This is a genomic window from Archangium gephyra, from assembly GCF_049060025.1.
In the GTDB taxonomy this organism is placed as follows: Bacteria; Myxococcota; Myxococcia; order Myxococcales; family Myxococcaceae; genus Archangium; species Archangium gephyra_A.
This window is the reverse complement of record NZ_JBMEQQ010000002.1, coordinates 6,524,297-6,550,244: the sequence shown is the minus strand read 5'-3', so window position 1 is coordinate 6,550,244 and position 25,948 is coordinate 6,524,297. Positions and strand designations below refer to the sequence as shown.

18 protein-coding genes and 2 pseudogenes are annotated in these 25,948 nt (G+C 70.8%); 7 read left to right on the top strand and 13 right to left on the bottom strand.

The window, feature by feature from the left end:
• Nucleotides 1–55: 55 nt before the first annotated feature.
• The 3 genes from ACN28I_RS28385 to ACN28I_RS28375 form a co-directional block, all read right to left on the bottom strand.
• Nucleotides 56–1,024 (bottom strand): hypothetical protein, encoded by a 969-nt coding sequence (locus tag ACN28I_RS28385; RefSeq protein ID WP_420945052.1) that lies wholly within the window; start codon nt 1,022–1,024, stop codon nt 56–58.
• Between the two features lie 103 nt (nt 1,025–1,127).
• Nucleotides 1,128–3,128, bottom strand: a complete 2,001-nt coding sequence (locus tag ACN28I_RS28380) for a M56 family metallopeptidase (protein WP_420945051.1) — start codon at nt 3,126–3,128, stop codon at nt 1,128–1,130.
• Complete coding sequence (locus ACN28I_RS28375) at nt 3,125–3,520, bottom strand: BlaI/MecI/CopY family transcriptional regulator (protein ID WP_420945050.1); 396 nt, start codon at nt 3,518–3,520, stop codon at nt 3,125–3,127. Before ACN28I_RS28375 ends, ACN28I_RS28380 begins: the two co-directional genes overlap by 4 nt.
• A gap of 275 nt (nt 3,521–3,795) precedes the next feature.
• Here ACN28I_RS28375 and ACN28I_RS28370 point away from each other — a divergent pair, with 275 nt between their 5' ends.
• Complete coding sequence (locus ACN28I_RS28370) at nt 3,796–4,161, top strand: hypothetical protein (protein ID WP_420945049.1); 366 nt, start codon at nt 3,796–3,798, stop codon at nt 4,159–4,161.
• 84 nt (nt 4,162–4,245) lie between these two features.
• Here ACN28I_RS28370 and ACN28I_RS28365 read toward each other — a convergent pair whose 3' ends face one another.
• The 8 genes and pseudogenes from ACN28I_RS28365 to ACN28I_RS28330 all read right to left on the bottom strand — a co-directional run bounded on the left by ACN28I_RS28365 (nt 4,246) and on the right by ACN28I_RS28330 (nt 16,619).
• Nucleotides 4,246–5,865: a lamin tail domain-containing protein gene (locus tag ACN28I_RS28365; RefSeq protein ID WP_420948731.1), complete on the bottom strand. Its 1,620-nt coding sequence runs from the start codon at nt 5,863–5,865 to the stop codon at nt 4,246–4,248.
• A gap of 280 nt (nt 5,866–6,145) precedes the next feature.
• Nucleotides 6,146–7,240: a hypothetical protein gene (locus ACN28I_RS28360; RefSeq protein WP_420945048.1), complete on the bottom strand. Its 1,095-nt coding sequence runs from the start codon at nt 7,238–7,240 to the stop codon at nt 6,146–6,148.
• Nucleotides 7,241–7,252: 12 nt separating this feature from the next.
• Entirely contained in the window at nt 7,253–8,656 is a 1,404-nt protein-coding gene (locus ACN28I_RS28355) for a vWA domain-containing protein (RefSeq protein WP_420945047.1), read from the bottom strand.
• A gap of 106 nt (nt 8,657–8,762) precedes the next feature.
• Nucleotides 8,763–11,606, bottom strand: a complete 2,844-nt coding sequence (locus tag ACN28I_RS28350; RefSeq protein WP_420945046.1) for a PAS domain S-box protein — start codon at nt 11,604–11,606, stop codon at nt 8,763–8,765.
• 137 nt (nt 11,607–11,743) lie between these two features.
• Nucleotides 11,744–14,251, bottom strand: coding sequence for an ATP-binding protein (locus ACN28I_RS28345; RefSeq protein ID WP_420945045.1), 2,508 nt, complete (start codon nt 14,249–14,251; stop codon nt 11,744–11,746).
• Nucleotides 14,252–14,349: 98 nt separating this feature from the next.
• Complete coding sequence (locus ACN28I_RS28340) at nt 14,350–14,664, bottom strand: sensor histidine kinase (protein WP_420948730.1); 315 nt, start codon at nt 14,662–14,664, stop codon at nt 14,350–14,352.
• A 169-nt stretch (nt 14,665–14,833) separates the two neighbouring features.
• Nucleotides 14,834–15,907, bottom strand: a pseudogene (locus tag ACN28I_RS28335) (PAS domain-containing protein); the annotation flags it as partial.
• Between the two features lie 199 nt (nt 15,908–16,106).
• Nucleotides 16,107–16,619, bottom strand: a complete 513-nt coding sequence (locus tag ACN28I_RS28330; protein WP_420945044.1) for a GreA/GreB family elongation factor — start codon at nt 16,617–16,619, stop codon at nt 16,107–16,109.
• A 63-nt stretch (nt 16,620–16,682) separates the two neighbouring features.
• On the opposite strand from ACN28I_RS28330, the gene ACN28I_RS28325 reads away from it, so the two are divergent.
• The 3 genes from ACN28I_RS28325 to ACN28I_RS28315 all read left to right on the top strand — a co-directional run bounded on the left by ACN28I_RS28325 (nt 16,683) and on the right by ACN28I_RS28315 (nt 18,732).
• Complete coding sequence (locus ACN28I_RS28325; RefSeq protein WP_420945043.1) at nt 16,683–16,964, top strand: rhodanese-like domain-containing protein; 282 nt, start codon at nt 16,683–16,685, stop codon at nt 16,962–16,964.
• 242 nt (nt 16,965–17,206) lie between these two features.
• Nucleotides 17,207–18,061, top strand: a complete 855-nt coding sequence (locus ACN28I_RS28320) for a Rieske 2Fe-2S domain-containing protein (protein WP_420945042.1) — start codon at nt 17,207–17,209, stop codon at nt 18,059–18,061.
• Nucleotides 18,062–18,078: 17 nt separating this feature from the next.
• A complete protein-coding gene (locus ACN28I_RS28315) occupies nt 18,079–18,732 on the top strand; it encodes a TetR/AcrR family transcriptional regulator (protein ID WP_420945041.1) in 654 nt (217 codons plus the stop codon).
• A 6-nt stretch (nt 18,733–18,738) separates the two neighbouring features.
• Here the strand turns inward: ACN28I_RS28315 and ACN28I_RS28310 are convergent.
• Nucleotides 18,739–19,936, bottom strand: a pseudogene (locus ACN28I_RS28310) (MFS transporter).
• Nucleotides 19,937–20,170: 234 nt separating this feature from the next.
• On the opposite strand from ACN28I_RS28310, the gene ACN28I_RS28305 reads away from it, so the two are divergent.
• Genes ACN28I_RS28305 through ACN28I_RS28295 form a run of 3 tightly spaced genes read left to right on the top strand, consistent with a single transcriptional unit; the run spans nt 20,171 to nt 24,906 of the window.
• Complete coding sequence (locus ACN28I_RS28305; RefSeq protein ID WP_420945040.1) at nt 20,171–20,641, top strand: MarR family winged helix-turn-helix transcriptional regulator; 471 nt, start codon at nt 20,171–20,173, stop codon at nt 20,639–20,641.
• 15 nt (nt 20,642–20,656) lie between these two features.
• A complete protein-coding gene (locus ACN28I_RS28300) occupies nt 20,657–21,772 on the top strand; it encodes an efflux RND transporter periplasmic adaptor subunit (protein WP_420945039.1) in 1,116 nt (371 codons plus the stop codon).
• A complete protein-coding gene (locus tag ACN28I_RS28295) occupies nt 21,769–24,906 on the top strand; it encodes an efflux RND transporter permease subunit (RefSeq protein WP_420945038.1) in 3,138 nt (1,045 codons plus the stop codon). The genes ACN28I_RS28300 and ACN28I_RS28295 overlap by 4 nt, the downstream gene beginning before the upstream one ends.
• 13 nt (nt 24,907–24,919) lie before the next feature.
• On the opposite strand, the gene ACN28I_RS28290 is transcribed toward ACN28I_RS28295, so the two are convergent.
• Nucleotides 24,920–25,843, bottom strand: a complete 924-nt coding sequence (locus ACN28I_RS28290) for an alpha/beta fold hydrolase (RefSeq protein WP_420945037.1) — start codon at nt 25,841–25,843, stop codon at nt 24,920–24,922.
• Nucleotides 25,844–25,948: the final 105 nt, after the last annotated feature.

The following is a 25,948-nucleotide window of genomic DNA, read 5'->3' as shown; positions in this document are numbered from 1 at the left end:
TGGAGCACCAACGCCAGGAGACATATCCACCCGGCGGGTCGGGCCGTTCCCCATCTCATGTTGGGGCGAGCTTATCCCGGTATTGTATCCGCCGAGCCGGGTGAAGTCCTCGTTGCCCAGGCGCTCCTACTTCCGGCCGCTTTCCTTCTTCCCGGCGAGGGAACGGACGTAGTTGCCGTCGATGCCGTGGATGCGCATGTCCACGAGTTGCTCGAGCGTGACGTTCGGGTACCCGGCTTCGCGAATCTCCTGGACGAACTTGGGGGTGACGCCGTGAATGCGCATGGACATCAGCTCGTCCAGGGAGAAGCTCGCCGAGCCCCAGTCCCTTCGCCTCGCGGACGAACTGCGGCGTGATTCCGTGGATGCGCGTGGCCACCAGGTCATCGAAGTCCAGCTTGCCGTAGCCCAGGCCGGCCATCTCGCGGATGTGCTCCGGCGTCACGCCGTGGATGCGCGAGGCCACGAGCTCCTCCAGCTTCAGCTTGTCGTAACCGGCCGCCTTCAGGGCGCGGATGTGCTCGGGCGTCACCTGGAAGATGGCCACCTGGATGAGCTCGTCATGGGACAGCTTCGCGTAGCCGAGCTCCGCCAGCGCCTTCACCCGCGCCGGTCCCAGGTCGAAGATGGCCAGTTGAAAGTGCTCGTCCGGGGTGATGTTCGTGTAGCCAAGCTTCCCCATCTCCTCGAGGTACGCCGCATTCGGCTCGAAGGTGTAGTGGCCCGCGCCCTCGCCGTGGGCGAAGCGGCCCTCGAAGCGCAGCGTGCCCGCCTCGCGAACGAGCTGGAACTTCGTGTCCGCGCCGTCCGCGGTGTTCAGCCCCTGGAAGGAGGCCCGGGGGATGCTGAGCCCCATGTTTCCGTGCTCCTTCACGCGGAAGCTCATCTGCAGCGTGTCCTCGCGCGGGGTGGCCGTCCACGTGCCGCTCTTCGGCGCGGCGGCCAGCGCGGAGAGGGTCCACAGCAGCACGGCGGAGAAGAGCAGCGGGTACGTCGTCCTTCGAGGGGTCATGTGCGTGGTCATGGTTCAGGCTCCTTCGGGGCACTTCGGGCAAAAGGGAGCCCGGCGGCTCGCGCGGGAGGCGCGGCCGGGGGCTCGTGGGAGGTGAGGGGAAGGGGACTGCCGGTTACTGCTTCTTGCGCAGCTCGCGGATGAAGTCCGCGTCCACGCCACTGCTACGAAGGCGGATCAGCTCGTCCACCGAGAGCTTGTCCATTCCCTCGTCACGCAGCTTGCGGATGAAGGCCGCGTCCACGCCGAGGGCGCGCATCTCCACCACCCTCTCGGCGGGGAGCTTGTCGAGCCCCGCCTCGCGCAGCGTGCGCAGGTACTCCGGCGTCACGCCGAGCGCCTTGAACTGCGTCAGCTCGTCCGCCGGGAGCTTGTCGTAGCCCGCGGCCTTCAGCGCCTGCACGTACTCGCCATTCACGCCGAGCGCGCGGAACTGGACCAGCTCATCGAACGGCAGCTTGTCGTAGCCGGCGGACCGCAGCTCATTGATGAAGCGCTCGTCCACACCGAGCGCCGCCGCCTGCGTCAGCTCGTCGGCCGAGAGCTTGCCGTACCCGGCCGCCGCGAGCCCCTTCACGCGCTCGGGCGTCACGCCGACGTGGCGCATCTCCACCAGCTCCTCGGCGGTGGGCTTGCGGCCGAGGATGCCCGTCATCTCCTTCACGTACTCGGGCGTCATGCCGGCGTGGCCGAACTGCACCAGGTTGCCCACCGTGGGCTCATAGCCGAGCGACTCCATCTGCTTCACCCGCTCGGGGGTGACGCCGGCCACCTTGAGCGCGACGAGCTGATCCACCGAGAGCGGCTTGTCGCCCACGCGGGTGGTGTCCTCGTCCGCCTCGTAGTCCGAGTCCACGTTCAGCTTCCCGGCGATCACCGGCTTCGGAGCGGGGCCGGGAACCGGACCCTGGGCGAGCACCGGAGCACCCATGGGCAGTGCAGGGGGCACGCGTCCCAGCCGCGGCGCCACGGGCGGGACCGGGGCGGGCGGGTCCATCGGAGCCGGAGGGGCGGGGAGGCCGGGCGCCATCGGGGCGCTCACGGGCGCGGGAGGCTCGGGGAGGACGAGGGCCGCCAGGGGAGCCGCCACCGCCACGCCGCTCATCAGCGTGACGACCGAGGCACCCGCCACCCACCGCGAGGAGCAGCGCGCCGCGGGGGCAACCACCAGCCGCCGGACGCGGTCCGTGAGCGAGCCACCCAGGGCGGACATCGCCGGGCTCGCCGTCCCGAGCGGCAGCACGCGCAGGGACTCCAGCGCGGTGAGGGCCCGGGCGTACGAGACCGCGTTGCCGCTCGTGCCCACGGCGATGTCGTCACAGCAGTGCTCGCGCTCGACGCGGATGACGCGCGACATCCACCCCACCGCCGGGTGGTAGAAGAGCAGCGTCTCCACCAGCGTCTGCACCAGGTTCACCGCGAAGTCGTGGCGCCGGATGTGGGCCAGCTCGTGCGCCAGCACCATCTCCAACTGGCGGGCGGACAGCCCGGTGAGCGCCGTCACGGGCAGCAGCACCACCGGCCGCAGCCAGCCCACCGCCGCGGGCACGTCCAGCGCCGCCGAGCGCAGCAGCCGCACCGGGCGCGTCATTCCCAGGCGCAGTGCCAGCCGCTCCAGCGCTTCCTGCCACTCGGCGGGCGCGGGCTCGGCCTCGTGCACCAGGCGGCGCAGCTTCAGCCACCCCGAGAGCAGCCGCAGCGACGACACCGTCACGCCCAGCCCCCATGCCAGCACCAGCCAGTGCATGTGCTCGCCCGACAGCGCCAGCGCCCGCTCCAACACCGGCGTGGGCTCGGCGGCGCGCGGGGCCGCTGGGGTACGCACGTCCATCGCACGCGCCAGCTCCGGGGCAGGCGCCACGGCGGAGGTCAGCGCCACGGGGGCGGGGGAGCGCACGGGCTCCACCTTCTGAAGGGAGACGTAATGGTGCCAGCCGGTGAGGGCGGGCAGCACGAGCATCAGCGCCAGCGCGCCACAGGCGAGCAGGTAGCGCAGGGAGGCCGCGCGGCGATCCAGCATACGCAGGGCCACGGCCAGCGCCGCCGCCACCAACGCGCCCTGCCAGAGCAGGTGCAGCAAGGCCCAGCCCAGGGACTGCGACACGGCTCCGCTCATGGCGTCTCCTCCCCTTCCAGGGTGTCCAGCAGCTTGCGCAACTCGGCGAGCTCCTCGGCCGAGGCCTTCTTCGTCGACAGGGCCTGCATCGCCAGTTGGGCCGGGGAGCCTCCGAAGGCCCGGTCCAGCAGGTCCGTCACGAGCTGGCGTTGCGTCTTCTGTTGCGTCGCCCGTGCCTTGTAGACGTGGGCCCGCTGGGACTCGTCGCGCTCCACGAGTCCCTTCTCGGCCATGATCTGCATCAACTTGAGCACCGTGGTGTAGCCGGTGCCCTCCTGGCCCTTGTTCAGGGCCTCGTGCACGTCGCGCACGGTGCTGGGGCCTCGTTCCCACAGCACCCGGAGGATGCCCAACTCCGCGTCCGTCGGACGCGGCAGCGTCGGTTCACTCATCGCTCTGCCTCCCGTCAGCTTCCTCCCCATAGATATACGAAGAGATTCGTAGATGTCAACGAAGGTCTTCGTAAGTGAGGGGCCTGTTGGCTGGGAGGCAGGCGATGGCCCTGGGGGACGAGGCACACCCTTTCCCTCTGGGAGAAGGCCGGGGAGAAGGCCGGAAAGGGGCGGGCGGGCCTCATGCCGACTGTCTGCCTGGCCGCACCCGGACCGTACCGGGAGGGGACTACCGGCACCTGGGAGCACACCCCACCTTCCGGGGAGATCGGAATGTGAAGCAGGAGGCCGCGATGGCGGACAAGCGCAAGGGTGGAGCGGGGAAGCAGAAGCGCACGGTGGTGCGGCGGCGCCGGACGGCTGGAAGTACCGCGGGACGCATCGCGGTGCGCCGGGACACCGCCCCGTATCGCAGCGCCGCGATGGACGAGCACTCCGTGCAGGTGCGCGAGCAGATCAACGCCGCGCTCGCCGAGGCGCGGAAGATGCGCGAGGACATCGAGCAGCGCATCGAGGAGCGGCTGAAGGAGGAGGACCAGGGCACCGTCGGTCAGGTCATCTCCCGGCTGACGGCCGAGTCCCGCCTGCACGCGGTGAGGGCGCCGAGCCCGGACAAGGGCCGCTCGAAGAGCTCGAAGTAGAGGGGAGTCCCCGCGCGCTCCAGCCCGGACTGCGCTGGAGCGGCGGGCCGTGCCGTCACCTCGCGGGGTGACGGACTCCGGGACTCAGTAGACGGTGCCGTTGGGGCGCTTGCCGGCCGAGGACGTGGCGGTCGACAGGGTGGTGTGCAGCACGAGGGTGGCGCCGTTGGTGGCATCCGGGTTGCGGTTCATCGACACGCCGTCCGTGCCCGAGAGCGACGAGGAATAGGTGATGGTGCTCACCGTCGTGCCGGCCGCGTTCTTCACCGTCACGGTGTCGCCGCTGTTGCTCAGGTTGAGGCCGCCCGAGGTGGCCGCCACCGCGTTGGTCACGCCCGTGGGAATCCCCGCGGCGCCGCCGAACACGGCCAGGGCCCTGCCCGGCGCCAGCGTCGTGCCGCTCGCGAAGGTGTGGCGCAGGCCGGTGGCATCGGAGAGCGTCCAGCCGGAGAGGTCCGCCGTGCTGCCTCCCGCGTTGTAGAGCTCCACGAACTCACCATTCACGTCCGAGCCCGCCTCGTTGGCGAGCACCTCGTTGATGAACACCACGGGGACGCTGCCCCCGCCGCCGGAGGTGGTGATGGTGAAGGTGGCGTTGCTCGTGTCGGAGACGGCGGAGTTGGTGGCGTCGCTCACGCGCACCCGGGCGGTGGTGGTGGCGTTGCTCGGGACCGTCCAGCCGTAATAGCCCGTGGAGGCCGGGAAGCTGGAGGTGATGGTGGTCCACGTGGTGCCGTTGAGCGTGTACTCGAGCTTCACGTTCGTCACGCCCGTGGCCGTCCAGGAGATGCTCTGGGGGCTGCCGCCCACCCAGCTCTCGCCGCCGTTGGGCGAGCTCACCGTGACGCTCGCGGTGGGGGTGGTGGTGTCCGAGGGGATGAGGAAGTCCTTGATGACGGCCATGTGCTGCATGTTGGTGGCGCCGCTGTCGGCGCTCAGCGCGGGAGAAATCTCCGAGAGGGGCGAGTACACGCGGGTGTCGATCACCGTGCCCGCGGCGAAGGAGCTGCCGCCGATGACGGTGGCCGTCTGGTAGGCGCGCAGGTCGGCGTCGACGAGCACGTGGTCATACGGCTTGCCGCGGCTGGCGTTGGTGTTGCCGTTGCCGTTGCGGTCCGCCGGGTACGGGCTGGCCGTGCTCACCACCTGGGAGAAGGTGGAGAAGCAGGACTCGGAGCGGCTGTCGGTGTTGAAGTCACCGGCGATGACCAGGAAGTCGGAGGCGGGGACGTTGGCCTTGATGAAGTTGACCAGGTTGACGGCCTCGGTGTTGCGCACGCTGCTGCTGGCGGTGAGCAGGTGCACGCTCACCACCCAGAGGTCCTTGGGCCCCGGCACGTCGATGCGCGCCCAGGCGAAGTCCCGGTTGGAGACCTGGGTGTCGTCCCACTCGCCCGCGGCGATGATGGGGTAGCGGCTGATGATGCCGTTGGGGATCTGCGCGCCGGCCTCGCGGTAGTAATAGAAGTTGGAGCCGAAGGCGGTGTTGACGAAGCCCCGGATGGCGGCGGCCGAGTTGTCCCCGTAGTTGAACTCCTGGATGGCCACCACGTCCGGCTTCGTCCCCTGGAAGATGCGGGTGCCGTGGCCCGGATCGTAGCTCTGCAGGTTGCCGCTGGTGGTGTTGGCCGCCATCACGCGCAGCCGCACGCTGACCGGGGACTCCTGGGTGCCCAGGAGCTCCTCCCCCTCGTCCTGGGGCATGCCTCCGCAGGCCGCCAGCGTGAGGGAGAGCACGGCCGCCAGCAGATGGCGGCCGAAGAGTCCGGACCTCGAAGGAGAGGTTTCTGTCTTTCGCACGATGTCGGTTCCTGCCCCGGGAGCCCGGAGCGGTGGAGGGTTCTCGGAGACGCCTCGTCTCCTGGTGAAGCGGGCGAGTGCTCGCCTGCTCCTCCTCCTCTCGTTATCGGCGAAAAAGCGAACTTTGTTGCGTGACGGTGTGTGAATTCCGCTACGGCTCAACGCATGAGCGAAAACGGGGCGCTCAGCTCCTCACCTGGGTGGACTCGGGCAGCGGGGCCGGGGCGGGAGTACCCGCGTCCTCCTGGCCCAGGGCCGCGAGCTTGCGCGCGAGCTGCTCGGCCTGGGCGCCCTTGGAGCCCACGTCGCCGCCCTTCACGCCCACCAGGGACACCCGGGCCCGCTCCAGCAGGGCCACCTGGGCGTGGAGCTGCGCGAGCTGCCGCTCCCGCTTGCGGCCCAGCAAATCCAGGTGGTTGAGCTCCTCGCCCAGCGACGAGGCCGCCAGCTCCAACTGCCGCCGCGCCACCGCATCCGTGGCCGCGGCCGCCTTGGCGCGCAGCTCCTTCACCTGCGCGTCCACCTCGCCCTGGTGCACCGCGCGGAGCTGCGCCTCCAGCTCGGCGTGGGACTCGGCGAGGGAGAACACCTCGCGCGCCATCTTCTCCAGCACGCCCACCAGCTCCGTCCTGCCCGGCCCCGGCGTCAGCCGCGCCGCTTCCTTCTGGCACTGGGCGTAGAGCGTCACCGCGCGCGACACCAGGCCCTGGGCCTCGCCGGAGAGCTGCTTCTCCAGCGCCGAGCCCCGCGCCTCCACTGCGTTGCCGTGCACCGTCACGTGCGCCGCGAGCATGCCCACGCTCCAGAAGAGCGCCACCGCCGCCAGGCCCAGCACCGCGCCCACCGCGCCCAGGCGCCCGTCGAAGAGCCGCGCGTCCATCACCGTCTTCACGTACAGGCCCAGGGGCACCAGCACCCCCGCGCCCACCGCGCCGGCCAGCACCTGCAGGGGCTTCGGCTTCCACCGGGTCCCCAGCCAGCCCACCACTCCGGCCGCCAGCGCGCCCATGCCCGCGTCGGACAGGGGCGGGGGGATGAAGAGCATGTCCGGCAGGTTCAGCAGCACGGGGAAGCCCAACAGCATCCCCACGCGCACCTTCCAGTCCGTGCGCGCCCCGGCCAGCGCCGCTCCCGCCACCGCGAAGAAGCCCGCGTCCACCTGGATGTACAGCCGCGAGGCCGCCACCGCCAGCAGGCCCGCGGCCGCCCCGCCACCCAGCGCACGCAGCGTGCGCACCTCGAAGTCCTCGCGTTCCTGGAGCTGTACCGACAGGGGCATGGCCGGGCTTTCCTAATAGGAGTTGTTCTGTCCGAAGGTCGTCAGCGATTTGCGATGAAGCTTCAACGCTTCACGCTTCACGGAGGTTTCATCCTGGGCGTTGAGATAGGCTGCCTTCGTCCGGTCCACGTCCGCAAGCTCCCCCGAGAGCGCCGCCGCCGAGCTGCCGAAGAGGCGGCGGGCGTTGTCCAGCATGCCCAGGGCCTTCTGCCGGTTGCCGCGCTTCATCTCCTCGGCGGCCGCCTGCATCTCCCGGGCCCCGAGCGCCCGCACCGCGTGCACCCGCACCTCCCGGTCCAGGTTAGCCCGCACCACGGACTCGTCCTCCGTCACCTTCGCCGTGAGGGCCAGGGCCGTCTCCACCAGCCGGTCCGCCTCCACGTCCTGGTAGCGGAGCTGCGCGCCCAGCACCGTCCGCTCCGCGCCCGTGGCCTCCAGGCCCAGCGTCAGCTTCACCACCACCTGCGCCTCCTGTCCGCCGGCCAGGTCGTACAGGGGCACCACCAGCGTGCGGCCCTCGCGCCGCGCCGACACGCCCATCGCCTCCGCGTCCACCACGCCCTCGGGCAGCTCCAGCCGCAGCACCACCCCGCGCGCCAGCGTCCCCGCCGCCTGCTCCAGCTCGCGCCCCAGAATCTCCGCCAGCTTCTCCGAGTCCTGGATGTAGCCGTAGAAGCCGCCGCCCCGCTCGGCCAGGCCCCGCATCAGCCGCTCGTTGAACTCATCGCCCACGCCCAGGCCGCTCACCGCCATGCCCTCGTGCTGGTAGGAGTCCGCGAGCTGGGTCAGCTCCCCGTCCTCCACGAGGCCCTCGGTGGGGTGCCCATCGCTGAGCAGCAGGACGCGGCTCACCCGGAAGCTCCGCAGGTACGGGCGCAGCTCCTGGGCCGCCGCCTGCAGGCCGCCGCTGATGTTGGTGGCGCCCTCGTCCTCGATGGTGTCCACGAACTCGAGCATCCGCTGGCGGGTCTCCTCCGTCACCAGCTGGCTGGGGAAGACGCGCACGTCCGAGCCGTAGTGCACCAGCGCGAGCCGGTCCTCGGCGCCCAGGCGCTGCACCAGCAGCCGCGCCGCGCGCTTCGCGTCCGTCAGCTTCTGGCCGCGCATGGAGCCCGAGCGGTCGATGACCAGCGCCAGGCTCACCGGCACGCGCTTGTGCTCGCGGGGCTGGTCCGCCCGTACCTTCAGCACGGCGTAGGCCTCGCTCGGCCCGGCCATCAGCCAGGCCCCGGACAGCTTGCCCTCCAGCGTCAGCGGGCCGGCCTTCGCCGTGGCCGGGGGCAGCACGATGCCCGTGGGGGCCTCGCCGGGTTGGGCGAGCGTGTGGCTCGTGTCCTTCTGGCGGGGCAGGCCCACCGCCACCGCCACGAGGGCGAGCAGTCCGGTGGTGGCCAGCAACAAGTAGGTCCGGTTCATCGGAAGTCCTCGAAAGACGGGGGAGGGCAGGGAGCGCAGCCTGACCCAGGTGCGTCCACTTCCCTATCCGTCACTGGGAGGAGGGTCCGACAACCGGAGGAGGCCGTCAGTTCCCCACGGCCGCGGCGTTGCTCAGCACCAGCTCGCGCACCACGCGCCGCACGGCCGTCTCGTCGAAGGGCTTCTCCAGCGTGGGGTTGGGCACCCGGGCCAGGAAGTCCCGCGCCCCCTGGGTGAAGGCGCCGCCGGAGACGAAGACGAAGCGCCGCTCCAGCCCCGAGCCGGCCTGTTGAATCGCCTCGTACAGGTCCTTGCCGCCCAGGTCCGGCATCATCACGTCGCACAGCACGGCGTGGAAGCGGGTGTCCGCCGACAGCTTCTCCAGCGCCTGACGCCCGCTGGTGGCCAGCTCCACCTCGTGCTCGCGCAGAATGCGCCGCAGGGCCCGTCCGACGGCGGGCTCGTCGTCGACGATGAGCACGCGCCCGCGCTGGGTGATGGGCACCTGGGGCGCCGCCACCTGCTTCTCCACCCGGGTGCCCTTCTCGGCCGCGGGCAGCACCACCCGCACCGTGGTGCCACGGCCCGGCTGGCTCTCCACCGAAATCTCCCCGCCCAGGCTGGTGATGATGCCGTGGCAGATGGACAGGCCCAGGCCCGTGCCCACGCCCACCGGCTTGGTGGTGAAGAAGGGATCGAAGATGCGGCCCAGCACCTCGGGGGGAATGCCCGAGCCGGTGTCCTGCACCTCGGCGATCACCCGCCCATGCGGGCCCTCGCGCGTCACCAGGCGGATTTCATTCTTCTCCGCCGCGCCCTCGGGGATGGCCTGCGCCGCGTTCACCACCAGGTTGAGGAACACCTGGCACAGGCGGCCCTCGTTGCCCTTCACGTGGGGCATCGCCCCGTACTCGCGCTTGAGCCGCGCCCGGTGCTTGATTTCGTTGGCGGCCAGCATCACCGCCGAGTCCAGCACCGCGTGCAGATCCACCGACTCCTGCCGCTCCTCGTCCGGCCGGGAGAAGGCCTTGAGCTGGCGGACGATCTGCCGCACGCGCTCGGCGCCCTCGCGGGCCTCCATCAACACCGAGCGCCACTCGTCCACCTCGGGCCGGGACGCGAGCCCGCCCGGCAACATGGACGGCATGCGGCGCATCTCGTCCAGGAGGAAGCCCAGGTTGGAGATGACGAAGGCCAGCGGGTTGTTGATTTCGTGGGCGATGCCCGCGGCCAGCGTGCCCATGGAGGCCATGCGGTCCGCCAGCGAGAGCTGCGACTGGAGCTTGCGCTGCTCGGTGACGTCGCGGGCGATGGACACCACGGCCGGCTCTCCGTCGAAGAGCAGCGGCAGCGAGGCGAACTCCGCCACGCGGATGGTGCCGTCCTTGCGCCGCATGCGCCGCTCGCCCGTCACCAGCGACACCATGCCCTCGGGCGTGGGCGGCTCGTCCACGAGGAACTCCTGCAGCTTGCGGTCCATCAGCTCATGCGGACGCTCGAAGCCCAGGGCCGTCACCAACGCGGAGTTGGCGTAGATGATGTGCTCGTCGCGCTGGATGGCCGCCGGCTCCGGCACGCCCTCCAGCAGCAGGCGGAAGCTGGCCTCGGACAGCTTGAGGGCCTCCTCGAACTGGCGGCGCTCGGTGATGTCCCGGGCGATGCCCTCCACGGCCACGCACAGGCCGGTGGCATCCAGCACCGGCGTCACCACGTGCTGCAGCCACACCAGGCGCCCGTCGCGCCGGGTGAAGCGCACCACCACGGGCGTGTCCGCCATCCGCTGCGGGTCCGACAGGAGTTGCTCGAGGACGGCCAGGTCCTCCGAGTGCACGTGCTGGTGCCACAGCGTCGGGTCCCGGTAGTGCTCCTCCGGGGTGTAGCCCAGGTTCTTCGTCACCACGCCGCTGATGAAGGCGAAGCTGCGCGTGCCCGCGAGCTGGTAGCGGTACAGCACGTCCGAGGCGTTCTCCGCGATGCGCCGGAAGCGCAGCTCCCGCTCGCGCAGCGCGCGCTCGGACTGCCGCTGCTCCATGGCCAGGGCGATGGCGCCGGCCGCGGCCCACAGCAGGTCCACCTCCAGCTTCTCCCACTCGCGCTCTTCCGCGCGGTGATCGAAGCCGATGAAGCCCGCCAGCGTGCCGTGCACCCACAAGGGCAGCGTCAGCAGCGAGCGGATTCCGTGCGGCTCGAAGCGGGCCCGCTCCTCCGCGGGAAAGTCCTTCACCAACCCGGACACCACCTGGCCGCGCGACAGCCTCTCGTACAGGTACGGCAGCTCCCGCTCCAGGGGCACGTTCCGCAGCGACGGGTTGTGGAAGCTCGCCCGCACCCCGGGCGCGCACCACTCGGCGCGCTGGCTGAAGAACTGGTTGCCGTCCGGGGAGCGGTGCGCCTCGAAGATGTAGGCGCGGCTGGCGCCCGAGGCCTCCCCCAGCGGCGCCACCAGCCGCTCGAAGAGGTTGTCCGAGGCCGAGGCCGCCAGCAGCCGCTGTTGGATCTCCACCACCGCGGTGAGGTAGCGCTCGCGCCGGGCCAGCGCGTCCGTGGTGGCACGCCGCTCGGTGATGTCGTTGAGCGTGCCGCCCGTCCCCAGCAACGTCCCGTCATCCGCCAGCAGCAGCCGCACGTAGACCTCCATCCACAGGTAGCGACCGTCCCGGGTGCGGTAGCGCAGCTCGTGCTTGCAGCACTCCTTCTGCCGCGCCAGCAGCGCCTGGCCCAACTCCTGGCAATGCGCGTGCTCCGCCGGGTGCACCAGCTCCAGCGCCGGCCGGCCCAGACACTCCTCCACCGCGAAGCCCGTCAGCTCCGTCCAGGACGGGCTGAGGAACGTCCACCGTCCCTCGGCGTCGAGCTGGAACACCACTTCCCTCGGGTTCTCGGCGATCAGCGGATAGCGCTGCTCATGCGGAGGTGGGGACGCGTCGGTCTGCTGGGGCTTCGGATGCATGAGTGATGAGGGGGGGCTTCGATTCCATGGGCCCGGGGGCGCCCAGGGGAACCGCCTCGATGGAGAATTACGATAGCCTGCCCTACACCCTTCTGCACCATCCTCCAAGAAAACGTGCCTTCCCGCTTCTTCGGGGATCAGCCCGTGGCGGCGGCGAGGGGAGCGGCTGGTACCTCGCGGGGCAGGCGGACGTGGAAGCAGCTCCCGAGCTGGGCGCCGGGGCTCTCCGCCCAGATGGTGCCACCGTGACGCTGGACGATTTCGCGGCAGATGAAGAGCCCCAGGCCCAGGCCGCCGAAGTGACGCGCGGTGGCATTGGAGGCGCGGGCGAAGGGCTGGAAGAGCAGGGCGATGCTCTCGGAGGGGATGCCGATGCCCTGGTCGCGCACCCGGAGCTCCACCGCCTCGGGGGACAGGTGGAAGCTGACGTGCACGGTGCCGCCCTGGGGCGAGTAACGCACGGCGTTGGCCAGCAGGTTGGTGATGACCTGCTCCAGGCGGGGGCCGTCCCAGAGGCCCTCCACGGCCTGCTCGGGGGCGTCCAGCACGAAGCGCAGCCCCTCGTTGCCCCGCAGCTCGAAGCGCTCCATCACCTCGCGCACCAGGGGCAGCAGGTCCACCCGGGCGGGCTCCAGCTCGAAGCGGCCGGCTTGAATGCGCGAGGTGTCCAGCAGGTCATCCACCAGCCGGGTGAGGCGGTCCGTCTGCCGGGCCATGGAGCGCAGGGCCTTGAGGGTGCGCTCGCGCTCGGGGAAGTCGCCGCCCTTCTCCATGCGGCTCAAGGTGAGGGCGGCGAAGCCCTTGAGGGGCGTGAGCGGGGTGCGCAGCTCGTGGCTGGCCACGGAGAGGAACTCCTCGCGCAGCCGCACCGCCTCGCGCAGCTCGCCCTGGGCCGCCTCCGTGCGGGCCGCCATCTCGTTGAAGCCGCGGCACAGCTCGCCCAGCTCGTCGTTCTCCTCCACGGGCACGCGGCGCGACAGCTCGCCCTGGCCGATGGCGGCGGTGGCCTCCACCAGCGTCTCCAGGCGGCGGATGATGTCGCGGGCGACGAACTGGGCCAGGGCGAACATGAGCAGCACGCCCAGCGCGAGGATGGCGATGAAGGCCACGCTGGTGCGGGTGATGGCGCGGTAGGCCACGCCCATGTCCTGGGCCACGACGACGCTCCACTCGGTGCCGGGCACGGGGGCGTCGGCGGCCAGCATGATGCGCTGATCCTCCGGGCCGAACGTCTCCACCACGTTCTCGTCGCTGCTGACGAGCTGCTGGCGGAGGACGGCGGGCAGGTGGGCCTCGCTCAGCAGGGGGGCGCCGGGCTGGGTGTCGCGCAGGAGCAGCAGGCCGCGCCGGTCCAGCACCTGCACGCGGAAGCGCTGGGCGGCGGGCGTCACGGCGGCGGACAGGCGCTCGAGGGACAGCAGGCCCACGAGCATGCCTTCCAGCCTGCCCTCCTGCTTGAAGGGCAGGGCCACGGCGACATGGGGCAGGCCGAGCGAGCTGACGTAGGGGCGGGAGATGTAGGGGGCGCCGGTGCTCAGCACGCCGCCGTAGTAGTCGCGGTGGGCGAAGCTGCCCAGGCCCTTGGTGCCGTAGGAGGCGGCGAAGCCCTCGCCCTCCTTGTCCAGGACGATGGCGGCGTCGAAGGCGCGGGCCTGGGCGGGGAGGTTGCTGAGGTAGCGCGCCATGAGCTCGTGGTCGCGCTTGGCGAAGGCGTTGCGGAAGCCGGGGGACTCCAGCAGCAGCTGGAGGGACTCGCGCGCGTCGTCGAGGTAGCGCACGAGGAAGTCCGCCTCGCCGGCCGCGGCGCGCACGGTGTCATCGCGCACCTGGCGCTCGATGGCGCCCTGGGCGAGGTAGGCCGCGAAGCCGCCCAGGGCCAGCAGCGGCACGATGCCGGCGAAGGCCAGGCCGCGCAGCAGCTTGAAGCCCACGGTGCGGGGCGCGCGGGGGCGGAAGCCCGTGGCCGAGGCGATGCAGGCCAGGGTGAGGATGAGGTAGATGCTGGCACCGGGCCCCGAGCCGATGCGGCCCAGCGCCCAGGCGAGCAGCGAGAAGTCCACCGCGAGCAGCGCCATGAAGAGGCGCGGCAGCGCGGGCCGGCGCGAGCCGGCGGGGGACAGCAGCCCCACGCCGCAGCCCAGGAAGACGAGCCCCATGGGCACCAGCAGGGGCGCCACCGAGGCGTAGAAGACGGGGGGGAAGCGCTGGCGCGCCAGCAGCATGAGCAGGCCGAAGGAGAGCGCGATGAGCGCCACCACGCCGCGGAACACCTCGCGCTTGCGCCACGCGGGGGACGTCTCCAGGGCCAGGCCCGCCAGCAGCAGCGGATAGAGGATGGCCCCGGTGAGGCCGCCGGTGCGCACGTTGAGGACCCACCAGTACAGCCCGGTGACGGCGCCGAAGCCCACGCGCCCCAGCACGTCCAGCCAGCGCGGCGCGAGGGGGTAGAGCATGGTGGCCATGAGCAGCACGCTGCTGGCCAGGTAGGCCACGCCCATGGTGCGCACGTACGGGTAGAGCGGCCGGAAGTACGCCGCGTGGAACTCGTACGGCGCATACGTCATCGCCACGCCGAAGATGAGGCCGAAGAGCGCTGCAGGCCAGGTGATGGGCAATGATGGCGGGCGCGCGGGCTCGGCTTGCATTCAGCCTCCTTCCAATCAGCTTGCCCTTCCCAAATCCACCGCCCGGGAGTGATTCGTCCATCGTCCGACAACGCGGGTGTGGGGAAGGGTGCTCCGGGTCAGGAGGAGGCCCGGAGCGGCAGCTCCACGGTGAAGGTGGCCCCGGCCCCCGGCGCGCTGGTGACACTCACGGTGCCTCCCAGGGCCTCGACGATTTGACGGGTGATGTAGAGGCCCAGGCCCAGGCCGCCGTAGTGGCGGTCGGACACGGCGCGCTCGAAGCGGCCGAAGAGGCGCGGGAGGCTCTCCGGGGCGATGCCGATGCCCTCGTCGCGCACCACGAGCCGGGCGCGGGTGGTGTCGGCGGACACCCGCAGGCGCACGGGCTTGCCGGCGCCGTACTTGAGGGCGTTGGAGAGCAGGTTGGTGACCACCTGCTCCAGCCGGAGCCGGTCCCAGGCGCCCACGGCGGGGCCGGAGAGCCTCCGGGAGGATGGGGCTGTGGGCCTGGGTGGCGGGCAGCTCGAAGCGGGCGGCCACGTCCTGGACGAGCGCGGTGAGGTCCACCTCCTCCAGGTCCAGGCGCAGGCGGCCGGCGTGGATGCGGGTGACGTCCAGCAGCTCGTTGACGAGCGCGTTGAGGCGGCCGGCGTTGCGGTCGATGTTCTCCAGCTTGGCCAGGAGGGAGGCGGGGGACTGGCCGGCCTCGCCGCGGCGGGCGCCGCGCAGGAGCGACTGCACGTTGAGCTTGAGGGAGGTGGTGGGGGTGCGCAGCTCGTGGGCGGCGACGGTGAAGAACTCGTCGCGCTGGGCCACGGCCTGGCGGGCCTCGCGGAAGAGCAGGACGTTGTCCACGGAGAGGGCCACGCGGTCGGCGAGGTCCTCGGCGAAGCGCAGCGCCTCGTGGCCGAAGGAGCGCGGGGTGACGGTGAAGAGGACGAGCGCGCCCAGGACGCGCCCGCGCGCGCGCAGGGGCACGGCGAGCAGCGAGCGCGGCCCGAGCGCCCGCATGAGGCGCAGGTGCTCGGCGTCGCGGGTGAGGGACTGGAGGAGGGGCGGCGTCAGCTCGGTGAGGAGCTGGGGGACGTCCTGGGGCAGCAGCAGCCCGAGGAGGCCGGGCTCGCCGGAGGCCTGGGAGGAGGCGCGCCGCAGCACCTCGAGGAGCAGGGCCTCCTGGTGGGGCTCGTGGGCGGCCGTCTCGAGCAGGAGGGGCTGGCCGCGGCTGTCCATCACCTGCAGGACGCAGCCGTCGGCGAGCGTGGGGACGCAGCGGCGGGCCAGCTCGTGCAGGGCGCTCTCCACGTCCAGCGAGGCGGTGAGCAGGTGGCTGGCCTCGGCGAGGAAGGTGGTCTCCAGCTCCTCGCGCTTGCGGCGGGTGATGTCGTTGAACCAGACGGAGAGCCCGTCGCCGCGCTTGAGGGCGACGAGGCGGAACCAGCGCTCGCGGTCCTCCAGGGGGAAGTACACCTCGTCCACGTAGGGCTCGCCGGTCTCCACCACGCGGGCGAAGCGGGAGTGGACGCCGCGGCTGCGCGCGTCGGGGAGCAGCTCGACGATGCCCCGGCCGAGCACGAAGGCCAGGCTCATGCCCATCATCGTCTCGGCTGCGGGGTTGGCGTACAGCCAGCGGAAGTCCACCAGCTCGCCCGCGCCGTCGCGCACGGCCGACACGGCCATGTAGCCATCGGGATGGTCCGCGGCGAAGGCCCAGTCCTCGGGCGGGAGCGTGGGTTGCTCCGGGCTGTCCGGACGGAAGCTCTTCGCTGCTCCACGAGGCTGGAACATGGCGCGCGACCTCCTCTGGCGCAGGACCCCCCGGCGCCTGCCTTCCCTGGAAGCGTGGAAGAAGGCGGGGAGGGGATTCAAGCCAGGGGGTTCAGGCGACCTCGAGGACCGTCCACTCGCGTACCTCGCCGGCCAGCGTCACCTCGATGGTGTCGCCCGCCCGACGTCCCATGAGGGCACGGCCCACGGGGGAGGCGGGGGTGATGACGGAGAGGAAGCCATCGCCCCCGGGGCCGGTGAGCTCGGTGCCGGCGCCGACGGGGAGGAGGAAGAAGGTGCGCTCGGAGAAGCCCTCGTCGTCCTCGGTGGACACGTCGATGAGGGCGCCGAGGGCGACGGGGCTCTTGCGCGAGAAGCGGGGGAGGCCTTCCTGCTGGAAGTCGGAGAGGGTCTTGATCTCCTCCTGGACGCGGCGGGCGCGCTGGGCCTGGCCGGTGGCGAGGCTGCCGTACTCGATGACGGCGCGGCCGTCCTCCTTCTTCTCGGACTCGGTGGCGAGGGTGCGAGCGGCCTCTCGGGCCTCGAGCTCGGCGCGGTGGGCGAGCCGGTCGCTCTGGTGGAGACGTTCGGCGAGCTGATCGAGCAGGGCGTGTTTGTCCAACATGGTGCGACGGGACTGTAGCGCCGTGGAACGAGGGCTCCAGTTTCCGGCTACAGTCCGGCGCCCATGACGCCGAAAGAACTGTCGGAGAAGGCCCGGGAGCTGGTGGGGCAGGGGTGGGTGCTGCTGGACGTGAGGACGCCGGAGGAGTTCAAGCAGGGGCACCCGGAGCCGGCGCGGAACATCCCGGTGCAGGAGCTGCCGCAGCGGGTGGGCGAGGTGGGCCCGCCGGGGACGAAGGTGGTGGTGTACTGCCAGGCGGGAGGACGCAGCGCGATGGCGACGCAGATCCTCCGCTCGCACGGCATCACCGACATCTTCGACCTGAAGTCGGTGAACTACTGGTAGCCCGGACGTGATGGCCGCCAGTTCCGGTTGCGCCAGGGCGGCTGGCCGAGCATGTTTAGACCAGTGGTCCAACCGCCAGTCCAGGAGGGCTCTCATGAGTGATGTTCCCGCGTCGAAGGTGTCCGAGCGGTGGTCCGCCCACTGGTACGCGGTGGCGCGCACCCCCTCACTGGGGAGCAAGAGGCCGCTGGAAGCTCGAGCGGCTGGGGCAGCGGCTGGTGCTCTGGAGGGATGCTGCGGGAGTGGCGCGCTGCGCGGACGCGGGCTGTCCCCACCGGGGGGCCAACCTCGGGCTGGGGCGGGTCGTGGGCGGTGAGCTCGAGTGCCCGTACCACGGCTTCCGTTTCGAGGGCGGAGGCGCTTGCACGCTCATGCCCTGTGAGGGGCGGGACGCGAAACCGTCCCGGGCCATGTGCCTGCGCATGCACCCGGTCCGCGAGGCGCACGGCTTCCTCTGGGCCTATCTCGGAGGCCAGGCGCGGGGGCCGCTTCCGGAGCTGCCGTGGATTCCCGGCGCCCCCGAGCCGGACCCGCACAGCGCCTCCGTGGAGGCTGTCTGGAACGCGCGATTCACCCGGGTGATGGAGGGGATGATGGACCTGCATCACTTTCCGTTCGCGCACCGGCGCTATGCACCGACGGCCTACACCCGGCTCGAGCCCTACGAGGTGCGCGTGGAAGGCGGCATCGTCCGCTCCACCGGCTGGCTGCGCAAGGAGTCGAGTCCCTCGGGGACGGGGTTCCGTTTCGACATCCACGTCGGGTACCCGGGCGTCCTCCACCTGGGCTTCACGCCGCGGCTCCAGGGCGTCGTGGTCTGCACGCCCATCGACTCCGAGCACACCTGGATTTCGGCGCGTTACCACCAGGGCTACCTTCCCGTGCCAGGGCTGGGGTGGCTCACCGCGCGCCTGCTGCTCGCACTCGAGTTCCAGCTCGTCCAGCCGGATGACTACCGGATGGTCAGCACCAGCCTGCCCCGCTCCGGTTCACTCGAGCACGGCGTCATGGTCCGCGCGGACCGGGCCATCGTCGCGTGGCACCGGCTGCACGAGGAGGCGCTCGGGGCTCACGGCGACACCGCCGTTGCATCCTGATAGAAGCCGCTGCCCGAATGCCCCATCCCCGGTTCGACAGGCTTGCCCCCGAGCGACGGCGGGCCATCCTTGAGGTGGCCGCCGAGGAGTTCGCGGAGCATGGGTTCGATGGTGCGTCCTACAACCGCATCATCGAGCGCGCGGGCTTCTCGAAAGGCACCGCGTACTACTACTTCGAGGGCAAGGAAGACTTGTATGCCACGGTGATCGGCCTGACCGTGGAGGGGCTGCTGGGCCAGGTCGGGAAGTGGACGCCGCCGCGCGACGCGGAAGACTTCTGGCGCCAGTTCAGGAGCATCTACCTCGCGCTGCTCGACTTCATCCTGGGCGACGAGCGCTCGGCGCGGCTGCTCCATGGGATGTCGCAGGCGCGGATGAACCCGAAGCTCCAGTCCGCCTGGCTCCGCTTCGAGGCACCCCTGACCGCGTGGCTCCAGCGGGTCCTCGCGGAGGGGCGCACGGTGGGCGCGGTACGGACGGACCTCCCCGAGGACCTGTTGCTGGTGGCGATGATGGGGTTGGGCCAGGCCACCGACTTCTGGATGCTGGAGCAGTGGGAGCGCCACGGAGCACCGGCCCTGCGGCGGAGCGCGGAGCAGGTGCTCTCCCTCTTCGAGGAGCTCGCGGCCGGGCGGCGGGCCCACAAGGCGCCGCCCACCCGGAAGCGCTGAGCCTGCTCAGGACAGCGCGGGAGCGGGGGACGGCTTGGGGGCGGGAGCGGACTGCTCGCGGATGCCGACGAGAACGAGCAGGGCGGCGACGACGAGCGCACCGAGCATGAAGGTGAAGCCGGTGGCGTAGTCATTGTTGTTCCACGCGATGACCTTGCCGATGAGGATGTTGGTGAGGAAGCCGCCGATCTGCCCACCGGTGTTGATGAAGCCCGAGCCCGAGCCCATGAGCTTGGGGGGCACGAGAATCATGGGGAGGGTCCAGATGGCGCCGGCGGCCATGAAGAGCAGGAAGCCGGCGATGCACTGGGCGATCATGTACGGGAGGGGGTCGTTGATCTGCGTGAAGAGGTAGAGGCAGACGCCGCCGAGCGCCTGGCAGCCGAACACGAGGTACTTGCGGCGGCCGCGGAACCAGCGATCCGACACGTAGCCGGCCAGCGTGCAGCCGATGCCGCCGCAGAGGAATGGCAGCGCGCCGAGGAGGCCCGTCTTGGTGAGCGAGAGCTTCTTCACCTCGAGCAGGTACGTGGGCAGCCAGTTGAGCCAGCCGTACATGGTGAGGTTGTAGATGAGGGCGACGAAGAAGAGGACCCAGATGGCGGGGGAGCGCAGGAGCTGGCCGAAGCTGGCCTTCTCCAGGGTCTGCTCGGCGTTGGCGGCCTGGGAGCGGCTGTCGCGCTCGAACTCCTCGAGCTTCCTCGCGGGAGACCTTCGGGTTGTCCTGGATGGAGTTGGTGATGTAGAGCCAGGCGGCCAGCAGGCAGAGCACGCCCGCGCCGCCGAGGGCGAAGAAGCTGCCGCGCCAGCCGAGGATGGGCAGGAACCAGGCCAGCAGCAGCGAGGAGATGGCCGGCCCGAACGCCACGGACGAGAGGATGATGGCGTTGGCGGTGCCGCGGTTCTTCTTGGTGTACCAGTTGCCGACGACCTTCCAGACGGCGGCGGGGAAGATGCCCTCACCGATGCCGAAGAGGAAGCGCACGACGAGCATGCTGATGAGGCCGCCGACGACGCCGGTGAGCGCGGTGAAGACGGACCACCAGGCGAGCGCGAAGAGGATGACCTTCCGGGGCCCGATGCGGTCGGCGAGCATGCCGCCGGGAATCTGGAAGAGCGCGTACCCGAGGAAGAAGGCGCTGAGGATCCACCCGATGCGCTCGGGGCCCACGTCGAGCTCGGTGCGGATGTACGGGATGGTCATGTTGATGGCCATCCGGTCCAACCAGGCGACGAGGTAGCACAGGAGCACCGCGAGCCCGACCTTGTAGCTGGTCTTGAAATTCATGGGGCCGGAGCATATCCGCCCGGTTCTCTCGCAGGTAGGCCAGCCCCCGGCCGCGTCGAGACGGCTCCCCCCCACAACCCGGGTGAAACCGCCCCTACCCCTGGCGTCGGTTGGCGCGGCACGAAGCTTCCTGCTAGATGATAGTCGCGAATGCGGAATATCTCCGGGTTGGATGACGCGGCGCGTCGGATGTTGGAGCTGTTGGTGGCGGTGGGCCGGCGCAACTCGCTGAGGGATCCGCTCGCCCAGCTCACCGAGACGCTGGAGCTCACGCCGCCGCAGCTTCACGGCGTGATGTGGCTGGGGCAGGACGGGCCGCTCCCCATGGGAGAGCTGGCGCGGCGGGTGGGCGTGACGGAGAAGACCATCACCGGCATCGTCGATCGGCTGGAGCGCGAGGGGTACGCCCAGCGCGAGAGGGACCCCGGGGATCGCCGCGTCGTCCATGTGCGGCTGACGGCGCGGGGGCAGGAGACCGCGGGCCGCATCCAGGCCCAGGCCCAGGAGAGCCTGGGCAACTTCCTGTCCCTGCTGGACCCCGGGGATCGCACGGCGCTGCTGCGCATCTTCGAGAAGCTGGTGGGCCGGCTCGCCGCGCCCCCGTCCGCCGAGAACCCCTGACATCTGGAGGATGCAATGAGGAGCAACTTGAGGAAGGCCGCCTGCGTGGCGGTGCTGGCGCTGACGGCGTGCGGAAAGCCCGCGCCCGAGGCGGCCAAGGCCGTGGAGCTGGCGGTGCGTCCGGTGAGCGTCGCCCCGGTGGAGAAGGGGAACGTGGTGGAGGCGGTGACGCTGGTGGGCGAGCTGCAGGGCATGGAGGAGGTGCGTGTGTCGCCGGTGGTGCCCGAGCGCATCCTCCGCCTGGCGGTGCAGGAGGGCGTCCGGGTGAAGCAGGGAGACCTGCTGGCCACGCTGCACGGGGACTTGCAGTCGGAGGGCTTCAACCAGGCGCAGGCGGGGCTGGAGGCGGCGCGGGCCAACCGCGACGCGGTGGAGGACAACCTCAAGCGCACGCGGGAGCTGGTGGCGGCGGGCTCGGTGTCCAAGGCCCAGCTCGAGGCGCTCGAGGCGCAGTTCCGGGGCGTGGATGCGCAGGTGCGCCAGGCGGAGGCCGCGGTGGGACAGGCCTCGGCGCAGCGCAGCCGCACGTCGATTCGCAGCCCCATCTCGGGCGTGGTGGCCGTGGTGCACCTGCGCGAGGGAGACCTGGCGGGAGCGGGCTCGCCCGTGGTGACGGTGGTGAAGGCCGAGCGCCTCAAGGCGGTGTTGCGCGTGCCGGAGCGGGACTTCCTCCATGTGCGCGAGGGCATGCCGGTGCGGGTGTCGCCGCTGGCGCGGCCCGAGCAGAGCGTGGAGGGCAAGGTGTCGCTCAAGGGGCCGGTGGTGGACCGGATGACGCGCACCGGGCTGGTGGAGGTGCACCTGGACAACAAGGAGGGCCAGCTCGTCGCCGGCTCGGCCATCCGCGCCTCCATCGAGCTGGGCCGCCGCGAGGGCGTGGTGCTGGTGCCGGCCGAGGCGGTGCTGCTGGAGGGCGAGACGGAGCGCACGGGGCTGGCCACGGCCTTCGTGAGTGATGGGCAGAAGGCCACGCGCCGGCAGGTGCGCGTGGGCGTGCGTCAGGATGACCGGTTGGAGATCCGCGAGGGGCTCGCGGCCGGAGAGCAGCTCATCGTGAAGGGGGTGCACCTGCTGCGGGATGGCAATCCCATCACGCTGGCCGGGGCGCAGAAGAAGGAGCCGGGCAAGTGAACCTCACCGAACTGTCGGTCCGCCGCCCCGTCACCGGGGTGATGGTGTTTCTCTGTCTGACCATCCTCGGGGTGTTCACCTTCAGCCGGCTGAAGCTGGACATGCTGCCGGACATCGAATTCCCCCTGGTGGCCATCATCACCGAGTACCCGGGCGCGGGTCCGGACTCGATTGAACAGCTCGTCACGCGTCCCATCGAGGCGGCGATGGCCTCGGTGGAGAACGTGGAGGACATCAACTCCACCAGCCAGCAGGGCACCTCGCTGGTGATGGTGAAGTTCGCCTGGGGCACGAACATGCAGACGGCCGAGCAGGACGTCCGCAAGAACCTGGAGATTTTCGCGCAGGACGTGCTGCCGGAAGACGTGAGGCGCTCGCTGACGTTCGCGTTCGACCCGGCGTTGCAGCCGGTGGTGTTCCTCACGGTGAACGCGCCGGGCACGCCGCACTCGGTGCGCACGCTGGCCGAGGACATGGTGGAGCCCTACCTGGCGCGCATCGAGGGGGTGGCCTCCGCGGAGGTGATTGGCGGGACGAAGCGGGAGATCCAGGTGCGGCTCAAGCCCGAGTGGCTGGAGGCGTACGGGATTTCGGCGCAGCAGGTGGTGGCGTCGCTGCGGGGCGCCAACGTGATGATTCCGGGCGGCATGCTGCGGCAGGGGCGGCAGGAGCTGAACATCTCCACCAACGCCGAGTTCCAGAAGGTGGAGCAGGTGCGGGAGGTGGTGGTGGGGCAGAAGGGCGGGCAGCGGGTGCACCTGCGCGACGTGGCGGACGTGGTGGACACGTTCGAGGAGGAGGCGTCGGTGGTGCGGGCGGACGGCCGGCACGCGGTGATGATGGCCGTGCGCAAGCAGTCGGACGCCAACACGGTGCAGGTGGCGCGGCGGGTCATCAAGGAGCTGGAGGGGCTGCAGAAGCGGATGCCCGAGGGCGTCACGCTGGTGCGGGTGTTCGATCAGGGCCTGCCCATCACCCGGGCGCTCTCCAACCTCTCGGACAGCGCGGTGCTGTCCATCCTGCTGACGGCGGCGGTGCTGCTGGCGTTCCTGCGGAGCTGGCGCACGAGCAGCATCGTGCTGGTGAGCATTCCGTTGTCGCTGCTGGCCACCTTCGCGGTGATGGATTTCCAGGGGGTGACGATGAACATCATCTCCATGGCGGGCCTGGCGCTGGCGGTGGGCATGCTGGTGGACAACTCCATCGTGGTGCTGGAGAACATCTTCACGCACCTGGGCCGCGGGAAGGGTCCGAAGGAGGCGGCCATCGACGGGACGCGGGAGATGGCCATGCCCATCGCCGCCTCGACGCTGACGACGGTGGCGGTGTTCGCGCCCATCCTCTTCGTGCCCGGACTGGCCGGCCAGCTCTTCCGGGACATGAGCCTCACCATCTGCATCTCGCTGCTGGCCTCGCTGCTGGTGGCGCTCACGCTGGTGCCGTTGATGGCCAGCCTGATGGCGCTGAACGCGGGGCAGAACCGGCTGGAGCGGTCGATGGCGCGGCTCACCGCGTGGTTGGATCCGCTCTCCGAGCGCTATGCGCGGGTGCTGGGCAGGGCGCTGCGGCACCGGGGCAAGGTGTTGGGGGCCACGCTGCTCGTCTTCATCGCCATCATGGGGCTGTCGCCGCTGCTGGGCGTGGACTTCATGCCCAAGACGGACAACGGCGAGCTGCGCTTCTCGGTGAAGGCGAACCCCGGCACGTCGCTGTGGACGACGGACGAGCTGTTCAAGCAGGTGGAGGCCATCGTCCACGAGCAGGTGCCGGAGGCGGAGGTGGTCGTCTCCCAGTTCGGCGGGGGCGAGGGCTTCGCGGCGCTCTTCGGGCAGAACTCGTACACGGGCAGCGTGCAGGTGCGCCTGCCGCCACGCTCCGAGCGCGAGCGCAGCCAGCAGGAGATCGAGGAAGCGCTGAAGGAGCACTTCAAGGGGTTGGCGGGGCTGGAGGTGCTGCCGCAGCAGCAGGGCCTGGCGGGAGCGGGGGGCGACGTGGTGGTGAAGGTGTTCGGCGATGACCTGATGAAGGTGCGGGCCTATGGCGCGCGGCTGAAGAGCCGGCTGGAGACGATGCCCGGGACGGCGAACGTGACGTTCTCGATGGAGCAGGGCCAGCCGGAGCTGAAGGTGGAGCTGGACCGGGAGCAGATCAAGCTGTTGGGGCTGGCGCCGGCGGAGGTGGCGTCCACGGTGTCCACGTACTTCCTGGGGACGACGGCCACCATGTTCCGGGAGGACGGTGACGAGTACCGCGTCTTCGTGCGGGCGCCCCGGGAGGTGCGGGAGGACTTGCGCCGGTTGAGGGCGTTGCCGGTGTCGACGCCGCTGGGGGTGACGGTGCCCCTGGAGACGGTGGCGGGCATCGAGCAGGCGCTGGGGCCCACGGCCATCGCGCGCGAGAACCAGCGGCGCCTGGCCACCATCAATCTGTCCTCCGCGAAGGGCGTGGCGCTCGGCACGCTCATCCAGCGGGTGAACGAGACCATCGCCGCGGAGGGCGAGGAGCCCGGCATCTCCACGGTGGTGGCGGGCACGGCGGAAGACCTGGCGGACTCCTTCATGGCGCTGGGCCTGGCCTTCGTGGTGGCGGTGGTGCTCGTCTACATGGTGATGGCCAGCCAGTTCGAGTCGCTGCTGGAGCCCTTCGTCATCCTGTTCTCGGTGCCGCTGGCGGTGGCGGGCGTGGTGCTGGCGCTGGTGGTGAGCAAGACCACGATGCAGGTGACGGCGCTGATTGGCATCATCCTGCTGGCGGGCGTGGTGGTGAACAACGGCATCGTGCTCATCGACGTGCTGAAGACGCGGCGCCTGGAGGGGCATGACCTGGTGCTGGCGGCGATGGAGGCGGGGCGGAGCCGGCTGCGGCCCATCCTGATGACGACGCTCACCACGGTGCTGGGCATGGTGCCGCTGGCCTTCGAGCTGGGAGACGGCGCGGAGATGTGGGCGCCGATGGCCCGCGGAGTCATCGGCGGCATGACGGTGTCCACGCTGCTGACGCTGCTGGTCATCCCGGTGGCGTACGTGTCGCTGGCGGGCTGGGTGGATCGCCGCCGGGCGCGCAAGGCGGGGCCGGTGGCCGTGGTTCCGCCCGTGGAGGAGGAGCTGCCGCGTCCGGCCTCCACGGTGGGGTAGCGGCTCCCAGTGCCTACTTCCCGCGGAGCGTGCGCAGGAACTTCTTCACATCGTCGACGAAGCGCTGGGGCTGCTCGACGTGGGGCGCGTGGCCGGTCTCGGTGTAGAGCGCGAGGGTAGCGTGGGGCAGGGCCTGGGCGAGGGCCTGCTGCTCGGGGACGGAGAAGAAACCATCGCGGTCCCCACCCACGACGAGGGTGGGGACGGAGAGCTGCCCGAGCCGGGAGGAGTGGTCCTCGGCGATGAGGCCGTCGAGGGAGGCCTTCCAGACGCGAGCGGGGACCTTGAGGCTCTCGGAGACGGCGGTGTCGAGGAAGGCGGGGGGAATGGGGCGGTAGAAGGTACCGGCCTGGAAGTCGCGGACGAAGGCGGGGTCGATGGGCTCGGAGAGGGTGTCCACGAACGACTTCAGCTCAGCGGCGACGGCGTTGCCGTGGACGGTGGGGGCCGAGCCGATGAGGACGAGGGCCTCGACACGCTGGGGGTGCTCGAGGGCGACCTGCTGGGCGATGAAGCTGCCCATGGAGTGGCCGACGAGGACGGCGCGCTGGATGCCCTGCGAGTCGAGGAAGGCGGCGACATCGGAAGCGAAGTCGGACTGGGTGTAGCAGCACTCGGGGCGGGACGAGTCACCATGACCGCGCTGGTCGAGCGCGTAGACGTGGAAGCTCCGGGGGAGGAGGGGCAGGACGCGCTCGAAGGAGAGATACGAGTCCGTGTAGCCGTGGAGGAGGACGAGGACGGGGTCTTCCTTCCGGCCCTGCTCGACGTAGTGCATCTGGACGCCGGTGGAGAGCTGGACGGTGGCCTCGCGGAAGGAAGCGGACTCGGAGGCGAGGGCCTGCTCGTTGGCGGAGGGGGCGGAGGCCTGGCTGGAGTGAGCACCACAGGCGCTGAGGGAAGCGGAGGCGAGCAGCAGGGCGACGTGAAGCTTCATGAAGGAAACTCCTGGCCGGGGTGGAGAGAAGCGGGCGGACGCTAGCGAAATCCCCTGACACCCCTCCTCTGCCCCTCCTCTCCCTCGCCCTCCGGGAGAGGGTCG

Coding starts and splice junctions, on each gene's coding strand:
- ACN28I_RS28385 (WP_420945052.1), bottom strand. CDS start 1,024: ATGACCACGCACATGACCCCTCGAAGGACGACGTACCCGCTGCTCTTC.
- ACN28I_RS28380 (WP_420945051.1), bottom strand. CDS start 3,128: ATGAGCGGAGCCGTGTCGCAGTCCCTGGGCTGGGCCTTGCTGCACCTG.
- ACN28I_RS28375 (WP_420945050.1), bottom strand. CDS start 3,520: ATGAGTGAACCGACGCTGCCGCGTCCGACGGACGCGGAGTTGGGCATC.
- ACN28I_RS28365 (WP_420948731.1), bottom strand. CDS start 5,865: ATGCCCCAGGACGAGGGGGAGGAGCTCCTGGGCACCCAGGAGTCCCCG.
- ACN28I_RS28360 (WP_420945048.1), bottom strand. CDS start 7,240: ATGCCCCTGTCGGTACAGCTCCAGGAACGCGAGGACTTCGAGGTGCGC.
- ACN28I_RS28355 (WP_420945047.1), bottom strand. CDS start 8,656: ATGAACCGGACCTACTTGTTGCTGGCCACCACCGGACTGCTCGCCCTC.
- ACN28I_RS28350 (WP_420945046.1), bottom strand. CDS start 11,606: ATGCATCCGAAGCCCCAGCAGACCGACGCGTCCCCACCTCCGCATGAG.
- ACN28I_RS28345 (WP_420945045.1), bottom strand. CDS start 14,251: ATGCAAGCCGAGCCCGCGCGCCCGCCATCATTGCCCATCACCTGGCCT.
- ACN28I_RS28330 (WP_420945044.1), bottom strand. CDS start 16,619: ATGTTGGACAAACACGCCCTGCTCGATCAGCTCGCCGAACGTCTCCAC.
- ACN28I_RS28325 (WP_420945043.1), top strand. CDS start 16,683: ATGACGCCGAAAGAACTGTCGGAGAAGGCCCGGGAGCTGGTGGGGCAG.
- ACN28I_RS28315 (WP_420945041.1), top strand. CDS start 18,079: ATGCCCCATCCCCGGTTCGACAGGCTTGCCCCCGAGCGACGGCGGGCC.
- ACN28I_RS28305 (WP_420945040.1), top strand. CDS start 20,171: ATGCGGAATATCTCCGGGTTGGATGACGCGGCGCGTCGGATGTTGGAG.
- ACN28I_RS28300 (WP_420945039.1), top strand. CDS start 20,657: ATGAGGAGCAACTTGAGGAAGGCCGCCTGCGTGGCGGTGCTGGCGCTG.
- ACN28I_RS28290 (WP_420945037.1), bottom strand. CDS start 25,843: ATGAAGCTTCACGTCGCCCTGCTGCTCGCCTCCGCTTCCCTCAGCGCC.